This is a genomic window from Microlunatus sp. Gsoil 973 (assembly GCF_009707365.1).
GTDB lineage: Bacteria > Actinomycetota > Actinomycetes > Propionibacteriales > Propionibacteriaceae > Microlunatus.
Genome location: NZ_CP046122.1, coordinates 4463672 through 4477091 on the forward strand (window position 1 = coordinate 4463672; position 13420 = coordinate 4477091).

At 67.1% G+C, this 13420-nt stretch carries 10 protein-coding genes and 1 pseudogene; 3 read left to right on the top strand and 8 right to left on the bottom strand.

Features of this window, described 5'->3' with window-relative positions; translation table 11 throughout:
* Positions 1 to 221: 221 nt before the first annotated feature.
* The 3 genes and pseudogenes from rarD to GJV80_RS20950 all read right to left on the bottom strand — a co-directional run bounded on the left by rarD (position 222) and on the right by GJV80_RS20950 (position 4134).
* Entirely contained in the window at positions 222 to 1163 is a 942-nt protein-coding gene (gene rarD, locus GJV80_RS20940) for an EamA family transporter RarD (protein WP_154689553.1), read from the bottom strand.
* Positions 1156 to 2236 (bottom strand): annotated as a pseudogene (locus GJV80_RS20945) (2-oxoacid:ferredoxin oxidoreductase subunit beta). Before GJV80_RS20945 ends, rarD begins: the two are co-directional and overlap by 8 nt.
* 8 nt (positions 2237 to 2244) lie before the next feature.
* Positions 2245 to 4134: a 2-oxoacid:acceptor oxidoreductase subunit alpha gene (locus GJV80_RS20950; protein WP_230207910.1), complete on the bottom strand. Its 1890-nt coding sequence runs from the start codon at positions 4132 to 4134 to the stop codon at positions 2245 to 2247.
* Positions 4135 to 4329: 195 nt separating this feature from the next.
* Here GJV80_RS20950 and GJV80_RS20955 point away from each other — a divergent pair, with 195 nt between their 5' ends.
* The 3 genes from GJV80_RS20955 to GJV80_RS20965 are packed head-to-tail and all read left to right on the top strand — an operon-like array spanning position 4330 to position 5604.
* A complete protein-coding gene (locus GJV80_RS20955; RefSeq protein WP_154690428.1) occupies positions 4330 to 4755 on the top strand; it encodes a proton-conducting membrane transporter in 426 nt (141 codons plus the stop codon).
* Positions 4748 to 5302: an NADH-quinone oxidoreductase subunit C gene (locus GJV80_RS20960; RefSeq protein ID WP_195909046.1), complete on the top strand. Its 555-nt coding sequence runs from the start codon at positions 4748 to 4750 to the stop codon at positions 5300 to 5302. The genes GJV80_RS20955 and GJV80_RS20960 overlap by 8 nt, the downstream gene beginning before the upstream one ends.
* Entirely contained in the window at positions 5299 to 5604 is a 306-nt protein-coding gene (locus GJV80_RS20965; protein WP_154689555.1) for a 4Fe-4S binding protein, read from the top strand. Before GJV80_RS20960 ends, GJV80_RS20965 begins: the two co-directional genes overlap by 4 nt.
* A 13-nt stretch (positions 5605 to 5617) precedes the next feature.
* Here GJV80_RS20965 and GJV80_RS20970 read toward each other — a convergent pair whose 3' ends face one another.
* From GJV80_RS20970 to GJV80_RS20990, 5 genes are all read right to left on the bottom strand, one after another.
* Positions 5618 to 6775, bottom strand: coding sequence for a pyridoxal phosphate-dependent aminotransferase (locus tag GJV80_RS20970; RefSeq protein ID WP_154689556.1), 1158 nt, complete (start codon positions 6773 to 6775; stop codon positions 5618 to 5620).
* 24 nt (positions 6776 to 6799) lie between these two features.
* The gene (locus tag GJV80_RS20975) at positions 6800 to 9460 is read right to left on the bottom strand and encodes an alpha-mannosidase (RefSeq protein ID WP_154689557.1); all 2661 of its coding nucleotides are present in this window, start codon (positions 9458 to 9460) and stop codon (positions 6800 to 6802) included.
* 46 nt (positions 9461 to 9506) lie between these two features.
* Positions 9507 to 11087 (bottom strand): beta-N-acetylhexosaminidase, encoded by a 1581-nt coding sequence (locus GJV80_RS20980; RefSeq protein WP_154689558.1) that lies wholly within the window; start codon positions 11085 to 11087, stop codon positions 9507 to 9509.
* 94 nt (positions 11088 to 11181) lie between these two features.
* On the bottom strand, positions 11182 to 12000 hold the full coding sequence (locus tag GJV80_RS20985; protein WP_154690429.1) for an exodeoxyribonuclease III: 819 nt from the start codon (positions 11998 to 12000) through the stop codon (positions 11182 to 11184).
* Positions 12001 to 12022: 22 nt separating this feature from the next.
* Positions 12023 to 13354 (bottom strand): hypothetical protein, encoded by a 1332-nt coding sequence (locus GJV80_RS20990; RefSeq protein WP_154689559.1) that lies wholly within the window; start codon positions 13352 to 13354, stop codon positions 12023 to 12025.
* Positions 13355 to 13420 lie beyond the last annotated feature (66 nt).

The window sequence follows — 13420 nt, forward strand, 5'->3', positions numbered from 1 at the left end:
CCGCGGCTCGGCTCCTACTGCACCCTCGTCGGACGTCGCCAGGGCGACATGATCATGCAGAAGGCAGCGGAGAGGACGGACGGCCGATCCGCTGGACGTTCAACGACATCACCGCCGATTCCTTCGTCTGGCGGGGCGAGATCTCCGACGATGGGGGAGCGACGTATCGCCTCGAACAGGAGATGCATGCTCGCCGCAGACGCTGACCGCTCCGCGACAGCTCAGGACGCGCCGGGAACGCCGGGCGCTTCCTCCACATCACCGACGGCTGGAACGGGCCGGACCCGTCGCAGGGTCATGATCATGCCGATCGTGAGGATGATCAATGCGATCCAGACCATCACGAAGCCGATCCATCGACCGGCGGGCATCTGCTCACCGAAGTAGAGCACGCCCAGCAGGAACATCACGGTCGGTGCGATGTACTGCAACATGCCGACCACGCTCAGCGGGATCCTGGTCGCCGCGGCGCTGAACAGCAGCAGCGGCACGAGCGTCACCAGGCCGCCGGCGGCCAGCAGCAGGCTGTGCAGCAAACCGAGCTGTCCGAAGGTCAGCGTGCCGCGTGCCTGGAGGATGATCAGAAAGACGACCGCAGGCAGGAACATGAAGCCGGATTCGATCACCAGCGTCTGCACCGCACCAGCGCGGACGCGGTTCTTGATCAGGCCATAGGAACCGAACGAGAACGCCAGCACCAATGCGATCCACGGCAACTTGCCGTACTCGATCGTCATCACCACGACAGCGGCCACCGCCGGGGCGATCGCCACCCACTGCCAGCGCGCCAGGCGCTCGCGGAGCAACAGCACGCCGAACAGGATCGACACGATCGGGTTGATGTAGTAGCCGAGTGCGGTCTCGGTGACGTGGCCGTGATTGGTGGCCCAGATGAAAGTGCCCCAGTTGATCGACACGACGGCCGACGCCGCAGCCAGTAACAGCAACGTGCGCCGGGTTGCCATCCTGCGGAACCAGTCGCGGGGCAGGATGATCAGCGACAGGATGGCGGCGAAGACCAGGGACCAGACCATCCGCATGCCGAGGATCTCACCGGCCGACGCGTCGTCGAGCAACCGCCAGAACAAAGGGACCAGGCCCCAGATGCCGTAGGCACCCAGGCCGTAGAGCAGGCCGGGTTTGTCGACCTTCGTCTCAGTCAACGGTCCACGTGTCGCGGCCGTTGATCATCTGCTGCAGGGCGCCGTCGTCGGAGTCGTACTTGGAGCGGGCGGTCTCGACCTGCTCCCGGGCGAGATCGTCGTAGGCCGGGGCGTCGACGCTGCGGAAGATGCCGATCGGTGCTCGCTCCAGAACGCCCGGCGTGGTCAGTCGGGACAGTCCGAACGCGTAGGCCGGGTCCTTGTGATGGGCGTCGTGGACGACGATGTTCTCCAGGCCAACCTCGGCGACTTCGGCGATCTTGAGCTCACCGGTCTGCCGATCACGGGTGACGCCGAGGCGGTTGTCGATGCCGAACAGGATCGGCTCACCGTGGGTCAGCGGGATGATCGCTTCTGCCTTGCTGTCCTTGTCCTTGACCGCGGCAAAGGCGTCGTCGTTGAAGATCGGGCAGTTCTGGTAGATCTCGATGAACGACGCGCCGCGGTGCTCGGCCGCCGCCTTCAGGGTCGCAGTGAGGTGCTTACGATCGGAGTCGATCGTCCGGGCGACGAAGGTCGCCTCCGCGCCGAGCGCCAGCGAGAGCGGGTTGAACGGATTGTCCAGCGAGCCGTACGGCGTCGACTTGGTGATCTTGCCCAACTCGGAGGTGGGTGAGTACTGGCCCTTGGTCAGACCGTAGATCCGGTTGTTGAACAGCAGGATCGTGAAGTTGACATTGCGGCGCAGCGCATGGATGAGGTGGTTGCCGCCGATCGACAGCGCGTCACCGTCACCGGTCACCACCCAGACACCAAGATCGGGCCGGGACGTCGCGACACCGGTCGCGATCGCCGGTGCGCGGCCATGGATCGAGTGCATCCCGTAGGAGTTGACGTAGTACGGGAAGCGTGAGGAGCAGCCGATACCGGAGATGATCACCGTGTTCTCACGCCTGATCCCGGCCTCGGGCATGAATCCCTGGAAGGCCGACAACACGGCATAGTCACCGCAGCCCGGGCACCAGCGAACCTCCTGGTCGCTGGTGAAATCCCTTCCGGTTCAGCGGTTCCAGGGCGAGCGGAACCCCGGCGAGGCCGCTGCGATGTCCGTTGTGTCCGTTCGTTGTAGTGATCTCGACGCTCACGCGTTCGCTCCAGCGGGGTTGTGATCAGCGAGCTGATCGATCTCTGTCTGCAGATCCTCGGCCAGCTCCGACAACGAGATCGGCAGGCCACGGACCCGAGAGTAGGACTGCACGTCGACCAGGTACTTGCCGCGCAGCAACAGCGACAGCTGGCCGAGATTCATCTCCGGAACGATCACGCGATCGTAGCTCCGGAGCACCTCACCCAGATTGGCCGGGAAGGGATTCAGGTGCCGCAGGTGGGCCTGCGCCACCGCCCGGCCGGTGGCACGCACCCGGCGCACCGCGGCAGTGATCGGGCCGAAGGTCGAACCCCAACCGAGCACCAACAACCTGGCCTCACCCGACGGATCATCGACCTCGACATCGGGCACGTCCTGCACGACGCCGTCGATCTTGGCCTGCCGGATCCGGACCATGGCGTCATGGTTGGCCGGGTCGTAGGACACGTTGCCGGTGCCGTCGGACTTCTCGATTCCGCCGATCCGATGCTCAAGACCAGCGGTGCCGGGAACCGCCCAGGGTCGGGCCAGCGTCTCCGGGTCGCGCTTGTACGGCAGGAAATCGCCGTTCTCACCGTTGGGCTCGGTTGCGAATCCCGGATCGATCGGACCGATCCCCGACAGGTCAGGAACCTGCCACGGCTCGGCACCGTTGGCCAGATACCCGTCGGACAGCACGAAGACCGGTGTCCGGTATTTCACGGCGATGCGGACGGCCTCAACGGCGGTGTCGAAACAGTCGGACGGCGACTTGGCCGCGATCACTGGCACCGGCGCCTCGCCGTTACGGCCGTACATGACCTGCAACAGGTCGGCCTGTTCGGTCTTGGTCGGCATCCCGGTCGAGGGGCCGGCGCGCTGGATGTCACAGATCACCAGCGGCAGCTCGGTCATCACACCGAGGCTGATGGTTTCCATCTTCAACGAGATGCCCGGGCCGGAACTCGTGGTCACCCCGAGATGTCCCGCGAAGCTCGCGCCCAGCGCGGCGCCGACCCCGGCGATCTCGTCCTCGGCCTGGAAGGTGGTCACGCCGAACCGCTTGTGCTTGCTCAGCTCGTGCAGCACATCGGAGGCCGGGGTGATCGGGTACGCACCCAAGAACAGCGGCAGTCCGGCCTTGCGAGCGCCGGCGATCAGGCCGTAGGCCAGGGCCAGGTTTCCCGAGATCTGCCGGTAGGTGCCCTTCGGCATCGGAGCCGGCGCGACTTCGTAGCTGTAGGCGAAGACCTCGGTCGTCTCCCCGAACGCGTACCCGGTACGGAAGGCTTTGATGTTGGAGTCGCGGATCTGCGGCTTGGTCGCGAACTTGTTCTCCAGAAAGCCGATCGTGCCGTCGACCGGACGATGGTAGAGCCAGGAGAGCAGCCCGAGCGCGAACATGTTCTTGCTCCGCGCGGCGTCCTTGCGGGTCAGCCCGAACTCCTTGACCGCCTCTGCGGTCATGCCCGTCAGGTCGAGCGCGTGCACCTGGTAGTCGGCGAGCGAGCCGTCCTCCAGAGGGCTGGAGCTGTAACCGACCTTGTCCAGGTTTCGCTTGGTGAAGTCGGCTGTGTCGGCGATGATCACACCGCCGCGGACAAGATCACCGACGTTGGCCTTGAGTGCGGCAGGATTCATCGCGACCAGCACATCCGGCCGGTCGCCCGGGGTCATGATGTCGTAGTTGGCGAAATGCAGCTGGAAGCTGGACACGCCCGGAAGTGTCCCGGCAGGTGCCCGGATCTCGGCGGGGAAGTTCGGCAAGGTCGAAATGTCGTTGCCGAAGATCGCGGTCTCCGCGGTGAACCTGTCACCGGTCAGCTGCATGCCGTCGCCGGAATCACCGGCGAACCGGATCACCACCCGGTCGAGGGTCTTGACCTCCGAGGCGGCTGTTGTCACTTGGTGTTCCCTACCTCATAGCTGTGTGGCTGCCGTGTGGTTGTTGTTGGCAACCCGATCCATAGTACGGGCGACCTAGCAGGCCCGACGCCGTCGTCCGGAGGACGGTCACCTACCCCCAGGGTAAACCTCCATCAAGGTTGAGGCTCAAGTCCGGGCTGTCGCTGGGACAGTAGGGTTCCCCCTGTGGCGGGAATGCAGTTCTGGGACTGGTACGGCGACGGGTCGACCTACCTCGTCGACATCGGTCTGGCCTGCTGCACCCTGGAATTCGAGGCGGCCGCCAACGGTAGACGGCGAGCGTCGACCCGGAGCATCGAGGACCTGCCGCCCGGTGTGCGGGTCGTCGTTGTGGTCTCGGGCACCGTCACCGACAGACTCACCGACGCTGTTGTGACCTGCATCTCCCGGATCAGGTCGGCGGCCCCGGCTGCCCGGGTCGTTGCCTTCGGCGCGTGCGCTTCGGCCGGGGGTCCGTACTGGGACAGCTACGCCGTTACCAAGGGGATCGACCAGCTGGTCGAGGTGGACGCGTACGTGCCCGGTTGCCCGCCGCCGCCCGCGGCGTTGGCAGGCGTCGTCGACGAGCTGAGCGGGCTGAGTGAGCGCAGCCGTGGCTGAGCAGACCCGGACTGTTCCCGCCGACCAGTGGCGCTCTGCAGTGGCGGCGGCCAAGGAGGAGGGATATGACTACTTCGATTGGCTGGGTGCTGTCGATCTGATCGGCCGGACCGACGATTTCGAAGTGGTGCTGCGGCTGATCGACCTCGACGCGCAGCGCGCCGTGCTGCTGCGCACCACGATCCCGCGGGACGATCCCCACCTGGACAGCATCGCCGACATCTTCGCCGGTGCCGGCTGGCATGAGCGCGAATCCGGCGAGCTCTTCGCGATCAGGTTCACCGGCGGTGACCCGCGCCGGCTGTTGTTGCCCGAGGATCATGTCGGTGCGCCGTTGCGCAAGGACACAGTGCTGGCGGCTCGCGCCGGGATCGACTGGCCCGGCGCCAAGGAACCCGGTGGGGCGCCGAGCCGCCGGCGCATGGTGCCGCCGGGCGTGCCGGAGCCGGAGATCTGGGGCGATCGCGACCCATCCGGTCCGCAGCCGGCGTCGGAGGAGATCGCCGGATCCGCGGTGGGCGGCCGGGTCCGTAGGAGACGGCGATGAGTCACGGCGCCATCAAGCTGATCGAGGCGAACTGCACGTCGTGCATGATCTGTGCCCGGGAGTGCCCGAGCTGGTGCATCCGGATCGACTCGCACACCGAGCCGATCCGTGATCTCCCGGCTGGAGCGCGCGAGCGCACGGTCAATGTGCTCGATCGGTTCGCGATCGACTGGTCGCTGTGCATGTACTGCGGGATCTGCGTCGAGGAGTGCCCGTTCGACGCCCTGGAGTGGGCTTCGGATCCGGTGCCCGGCACGACGTCGGCGGCCGGGCTGCGCCACGAGATCGAGGATCTGGGCTGATCGACCGGGCGGGCTAGCCGAGTTTGGCCAGCCGCGCCGCCGCCTCGGCCAGCACCTCGGGCTGCTTGGAGAAGGCGAAGCGTACGTAGCTCTTCGCCGGTCCGGGATCGGTGTAGAAGACCCGGCTCGGGACCGCGACCACGCCGACCTTCTTGGGCAGGTCGAAGCAGAAGTCCACACCGTCGGCGTAGCCCAACGGCGAGACGTCGGCGGTCAGGAAGTAGGTGCCCTGGCAGATGAAGGGCGGGATGCCGGCGGCGATCAGCCCTTCGGTGAGTTGATCACGACCGGCGCGGAGCCGGTCGCGGACTTCGGTGATGCGATCGGCCGGCAGCCGGAGCCCTTCGGCCACCGCATACTGAAGCGGGCCTGCGTTGACGTAGGTCAGGAACTGCTTGGTCGTGGTGACCGCGGTGATCAACTCCGGTGTCGAGCAGGCCCAGCCGACCTTCCAGCCCGTGACGGCGAAGGTCTTGCCGGCCGAGGAAATCTGGATGGTTCGCTCCCGCATTCCCGGGAAGGTCGCCAACGGCCGGTGCACTCCGTCGAAGACGAGGTGTTCGTACACCTCGTCGGTGATCACGACCAGATCGCGTTCGACGGCAAGATCACGGATCCAGCCCAGTTCGGTCTCGGTGAGCACCCGGCCGGTCGGGTTGTGTGGCGAGTTGATCAACAACACCTTGGTCCGGTCGGTGACCTGGGCCAGCAGCCGGTCGTGATCAACTGCGAAGTCCGGACCGTCCAGGCGTACCGGCTTGAGCACCGCATGGGCCATCGCGATCGACGCCGCATAGGAGTCGTAGGTCGGCTCGAAGGCGATCACCTCGTCACCCGGCTCGCACAACGCAAGGATGGCGGCGGTGATCGCCTCGGTCGCTCCAGCCGTGACCAGCACCTCACCGTCGGGCTGGTAATCCAGCCCGTAGTAGTTGCTCTGATGTTCCGCGATGGCCTCACGGAGCGACCGCACCCCCGGTCCGGGCGGATACTGGTTGTGTCCGGAATTGATCGAGCGGATGGCCGCGTCCAGGATCTCCCGCGGGCCGTCGGTGTCCGGGAAACCCTGACCGAGATTGATCGAGCCCGTTTCGACTGCCAGCGCAGACATCTCGGCGAAGATCGTGGTGCCGAACGCGCGCATGCGCTCGACCAGGTGCTGGTTGGTCATGGCCACCTGCCTATCACGTTCCGATCACGCCTGCCCGGTTGCCCCGTTCTCCGCGTTGTTCCCCGTCCCGTTCGCTGGTTCCGGCGCCCTCGGGACGGGGTTGACCTCGTGCTCGACCAGGTTCACTTCGGTGATCGGCCGGTCCGGGTCAGCGGGTACACGGAACGTTCTCAGCCGGTACGGCGCCAGCTCGCAATCGAAGTCCCGGCCGACGATCGGCAGTCGGACGGTTGCCGTCGCCGTCCGCCCGGAGGTCTCGGACAGTCGCACGATCAGCTCGGTTCCACCGTCAGGGCCCGGATCCTCGGCCCCCTTGATCGCCGTCGCCACCACCTGACCGTCGCCCTCGGTGGTGATCACCTCGGCGAAGCTGCCGGTCGGCGGCAGGACTCCGTCGTGGAAGCTCTCCAGCATGGCCCGCGGCGCAGACCCGAGCTCGGCCGCCCGCCGGGTGGCCTGCACCGAGCGCCAGTCACCGTCGTGGGGGATCAGAAGATAGCGAAACTCCTGGATGCCCTGGGCCTGATAGCTGTAGATCCCGTCCGGATCCAGCTCTTTGGGGTCGTGCCAGGCGTACACCGGGCTGCGGACCGCCGTGATGCCGATGCTCGGATGGGTTGCCGGCACGGGCCAGTCCGCCGGAGAGGTGTCGTAGCCGTGCTTGGCGTTGTTGATCACGGTCAGGCCGACCCGCCGTGCCGAGCCGTCGGACGCCTCGCCGGTCAGGTCGACCCAGGACTGGGCCGGCTCCTCGGCCCCGTCGACGGGACGTTCCAGGGTCGCGAACGGAATCTCGAAGGTGGCCGACGGGTCAGTCACCGCAACAGGGAAGCGCAGCTTCATCAGATGTGCGGGTTCCCGCCAGTCCAACCCGACCCGTACTTCGAGCGCAGTGCTGTCCGCGCCGAGCAGGAACGTCTCGGTCAGGGTCGACCGACCCCACGCATGTTCCACCCTGACGGCCGCCCGGACCGGGCCGTCCTCGACGATCCGCAGCCCGCTTACCGGCATGTCCTCGCCCGGCCAGGCGTACGACACCACCCGGTGTCCCCAGGTGTCGGTGGGGTCGGAGCAGATCTGCAGATGCGGCCCGCGGCCCGCCAGATCGACACCGGTCCGCCGGTCCAGCAATGATGACAGCCAACCGGTCCGCGGATCGATCGTGACGCGCAGCGCCGGGTTCTGCAGCACGACGGCTCCGTCGTCGGCCCGGGTCACCGAGAGATCGGTCGGGGGTGCGTACGACCCCGACCGGATCCGGTAGAGCCGGTAACCCAAGGCGGGCAGTTCGGCGGTGAAGAGGGCCGCCCCCCTGCCGCGGTCGTTGGTGGTCGACATCGGCTGGACCGGCTGACTGTTGATCTTGGTGCCGGCGGCGTCGGTGAGGTGGGCACCGCCCGGTTGGCCGCTGTAGTTGATCTCCAGCTGAGTGGTCACCGGCCACGGATGGGGGTTGAAGACGACGACCGGCTGGGCGTCAGCGATCATCGGGATGTCGATCGAGCGGGCGATCAGGTTGTGCGATCGGACGATGGCGCGTTTGCTGATCGCCATCGCTTCGCCGAGTTGGTCCCGGGCGTCGTCATAGGCGGATTCGATGGCTGATCCTGGAAGCACGTCGTGGAACTGGTTGAACAGCACCTGTTTCCAGGCCCGTTCAAGATCATCTCTCGGGTAGCGTGCCGCAGGGTTCTCATTCCCGTACAGCAGATCGGCGACCACGGCCCACCGCTCGGCGGAGAGAACGGCATGCTGGGCGCGGCGCTGCCAGGACTTGATGCCGGAATGGGCCGAGTAGCATCCGGCGGCGTGATGTTGCAGGTCACCGAACCAGGTGGGCAGGTCGGCGCTGTGTTCGGCGACCTCGTCGAAGAACGTGCGCGGCGAGCTCATGATCAACTCTCCGAAGGTGCCCATCCGCTGATACTTGCCGATGGATTCGATGTTGGCCTTGGTGGGACCGCCACCATGGTTACCTACGCCGTAGAACACCATCATCGGTGTGAAGCTGCGATCCAGCTGGCCCAGTGCCTTCTCGGCCTGCCCGGCAACGTCGCCCGGTGGCGAGCAGTACTCGAACGGGATCCTGGCGGCGAGCACCCGGGAACCATCCGGCGACTGCCACCAGAACGGGACGTCGTACAGGTCGGCCTCGTGCGGGCCGGGCCGCAGGAAGGTGTAGCCGTCCATGCCCTGGCCGCGCAGGATGGCCGGGATCATCGCGTTGTGCCCGAACGGGTCGACGTTCATCCCGACGGTCGCCGGCTGACCGAATTCCTTGATCAGAAATCGCTGACCGTACAGACCTTGTCTGGCGAAGGACTCGCCCATCGGGGCGTTGCAGTCCGGCTCGACCCACCAGCCGCCGACGTTGACCCACCGGCCCTCGGCTGCGCGCCGCCGAATCTGCTCGAACAGTTCCGGGTCGGATTCCTTGACCCAGCTGAGCAACACGACCTGGTCGCAGGTGAACACGAAGTCGTCGTATTCGTCCATCCGGTCGACGGCCGAGCGGAAGGTTGCCCGCGCCTCGGCGTACCCCTCCTGCCAGGGCCACAGCCAGACCGGATCCAGATGGGCGTTGCCGATCATGTGGATCCGGTACGGTGCCGCGGCCCGGGGCGGGAGTTCGGGCAGACCGGGGGCGGGCTTGCTGTTGGTCGGCTCGTCGAGCTGTTCGGTCATCGGTTGCGACCTCTCCTTCGCCCCGGGACGTGGACGGCCGGCGGGGTCAGCCGCGCGGCGTCGTGTTGCGGTGCTGCTCGGGCCGCTGCCAGGCGCCGGTGCCGCCCTGCTGCCACGGCAGCGGACCCGACTCCGGACGATAGTTGATGCCGAGGGCGTCCAGCCGCGCCAGATGTCCTTCCAGACGGCCGGAGAACTCCTCCCAGCTGCGTCCCTCCGGATCGGACCAGGCGACCTCGCTGTGTGCGCATGCCCGGGGATAGAGCATGTACTGCACGCGCCGGGTGGACGGCATGTATTCGGTCCACACCTGGCATTGCGTGCCGAGAATCCGATCATGGAGTTCGCTCGGGATGCCGTCGATCGGTTCCAGGCTGTAGGCGCGCTCGGTGGTGATCAGGTTTCCGATGCTGTACGGCTCATCATCGCCGGCGCCGGGGTAATAGTCGAAGTAGGTCTTGCTGACCGGGGACATGATCACCTGGCCGCCAGCCTTCGCCGCGGTCACGCCGTACTTCTCGTCGCGCCAGGCCATCGTCACGGCGCCCTCGAGGATGCCCTCGTCGTTGATCTCGTCCCAGCCGACCAACTGCCGACCACGCTCGGCCAGCCAGTCGCGCAGCTTCTCGGTGAACCAGCGCTGCAGATGATCGACATCGGGCAGCCCGCGTTCGGCGGCGAGCTGCTTGGCCGCCTCCGACTCACGCCACTCGTCGCGCGGGCACTCGTCACCGCCGACGTGGATGTACTTGCTGGGAAAGATGTCCAGGACCTCTTCCCAGATGTCGAAGGCGAACTGCAGCGAGGCGTCGGTCATGTTCAGCACCTCGGGGAACACCCCCCAGGTGGTCGCCGCTCCGGGTGCCCGGTCGGGATGGTTGCCGAGGTCCGGGAAGGCCGCCAACATCGCCCGCACGTGGCCGGGGAACTCGATCTCCGGGACCACGTTGATGCCCCGCCGGGCCGCGTACGCGACGATCGCCCGCAACTGGTCCTGGCTGTAGTAGCCGCCGTGCGGAGTTCCGTCGCCGGACTCCCAGTACGGGTTCTTGGTCTCGGTGCGCCAGGTGGCGTGCTGGGTCAGCTGCGGATACTTCTTCGACTCGAAGCGCCAGCCCTGGTCCTCGGTGAGGTGCAGGTGGAAGGTGTTGTACTTGTGCATCGCCAGCAGGTCGAGAAAGGCGATCACGTCGGCGTACGGCATGAAGTGCCGGCCGGTGTCCAGCATCACACCGCGCCAGGCGAACCGCGGCTCGTCCTCGATCTCCACCAGCGGGACGGCGATGTCGGTGCTGATCGGAGCCGGACCGAAGTTCTCGATCGGCAGCAGTTGACGCAGCGTCTGCGACGCCCAGTTCACACCGCGGTCGTCGGCTGCAGTGATGCTGATGCCGTCGGAGGTCACCGACAGCCGGTACGCCTCGGCGGGCAGGCTGTCATCCTTGATCAACTTCAACGCGCCGCCTTCGGCGGGCAACAGGTCGAGGCCGGTTCCGGGTGTGATCAGGCGGCGGACGATCGCCGCCCATTCGGCCGGTCCGGAGACTGCGAGGTCGCTGGGCAGGGTGAAGGTGCCGTCGCCGGCGGTGACGGACTTCGGGCGGGGTAGCAGATCGAGCTGTGGCATGCGCTGAGCCTATCGGGCGGTTGTCGTTTCGTGTGCGGCCCGGGTCGAATCGTGCAGAATCGCGCATCAAGCTCCGGTTCAGAGCAGGCTCGGTTCAAAGGCGGTAGTCGACGACGACCGGTGAGTGATCACTCATTCGTGCCTGGTAGCTCGGCTCGCGATCGGTGCCGCCGACGACCGCTGCACGAGCCAGTTCGGGAGTGGCCAGCTGATAGTCGATCCGCCAGCCGGTGTCCTGGTCGAACGCCCGGCCGCGCCAGGTCCACCAGCTGTAGGGGCCGTTCTGCTCGCCGTGCAGCCGGCGCACCACGTCGACCAGCGTCCGCGGCCCGAGGATCGAGGTGAACCACTCCCGTTCGTCGGGCAGGAATCCCGAATTGCGTTGGTTGGCGGAGGCGTTCCGCAGATCGAGCGCGGTGTGGGCGATGTTGAAATCTCCCATGATCAGGAACTCCCGGTCCGCTGCTCGGGCCGCCCGTCGGGCTCGCCCGAGGTGGGCCCGCAGCGAGCGCATGAAGGCGATCTTGCGCCGATGCTTGGCCGCCGCACTCGGACCGTCGACCGGACGGTCTCCCTTGGGCAGGTAGAGCGACGCGATGGTCAGGCCGGGCCGGCCGCGCGACGGTGCAAGATCGACTTCGAGGTAGCGGCCCTCCGGATCGAAGCGCTGATTGCCGAATCCGAGCCGTACGGCCACCGGTGCGTCCTTGGTCAGCACGGCCACGCCGTTCCGCCCGGCGAGCGCACCCGGGTGATAGCTGCTGTGGTAGCCGTCGAGGAGCGGGAGTTGGTCGACCGTGGCCCGCACCTCCTGCAGCCCGACGATGTCGGGATCGCGATCCTTCAGCCACCCGTCGAAGCCTCGGCGGACCGCGGCCCGGAGGCCGTTGGCGTTGAAGGAGGCGACCCGCAGATCCGCCCCGGGCTTCCCGGCGTCATTCATCACCGGGCATTCTGCCCGAGGCAAGCACCCGCTCCACCAGAGGTTGGCTGAGCTGGACGGCCACCAGCACGAGGGCGAGCGACACGACGATGCCGCCGGCGAAGGTGGCGATGCCGCCCGGAGCCTGGCCGATCAGCATGATTCCGAACGGGGCCACCATGATCAGCGAGATGATCGCGGCGATCGCCACCGAGGCGATCAGCGGCAGTGCCGTCTCGCGGAGCCGGGCCTGTTTGAGGACCGGTACGTCGGTGCCGATCAGGTGCAGCATCTGATACTGGTCACGGAGATCGTAGACCCGCGCCGCCTGGTTGACGCCCACCGAGACGGCCGCCAGCAGTGCCGCGATCACCAGGGTGACCAGGGATCCGGTCATCATGTCCGCGGGCAGGTAGGCCACCGCCGGGTCGGTACCGCTCGGCTGGTTCGCGGCGATCGCCGGGCCGATGCTCAGCACACCGGCGATGAAGGTGGCCAGCGTCACGCCGGCGACCGGACGCCAGGCCGACCGGGGATCCTCGGTCAACCGCCGGGCGGCGAGCAACTTGGGCACGGTGTTGGCGCGACTGACACCGAGCCTGCCGATCAGGCCGAGAACGAACGGCCCGATCAGGTTCAGCACGGCGAAGCACAGGCCGAAGACGATCATGCCGACGATCAGTCCGGCGTCGGAGCCGAGCAGCTTGGTGACCGGAGCCCACGCCAGCAGCACGACCAGCGCAACACCGATCCGGATCGCACTGACCCGCTTGGGCGAACTGCGCCGAGCCACGCCGAGTGGGCTGACCGCGATCCGGGCCAGGGTGAGACAGGCCGACACGGTGGCCAACCCGACGACTCCGACGATGGTCAATGCCAGGACGGCCGGAGTGACCAGGAGTTCGGACCATGCGAACGGGCGGCCCTGGAAGGTGATCAGGGCGACACCCGGTACGGCGATCAGGTAGAGCAGGACGCCCAGCAACGCACCGGCCAACGCCTGAGCTGCCGCGTCGGCGACCGCTATCGCGCCCACCTGGACGTTGGTGGCGCCGGCCAGCCGGAGCGCGGCGAGCCGGTCGTCGCGCCGGGAGATCGAAAGTCGTGCGGCAGAGCCGCCGAGGGTGATCACCGGGATGATCAAAATCACTGTTGCGATCTGGGCGAGCAGAACGTACAACCCGCCGCTGTCGTCGGTGCTGCGACCGATGAACGCGCCGAGCCCGCCGAGGACGGTGAGCAGCGCGCCGGTCGTGACGCCGAAGGCGACCAGTGCGAGCAGGATCGTCAACCGTTGGTCGGTCTGACGACGCAGCAGCAGCCACCACAGCCGGAGCGCGATCATGCCATCACCGTCGGTTCCGCGGTGACCGGCGCGTGGTACTCCGCGACGATGTGCCCGTCCCGCATC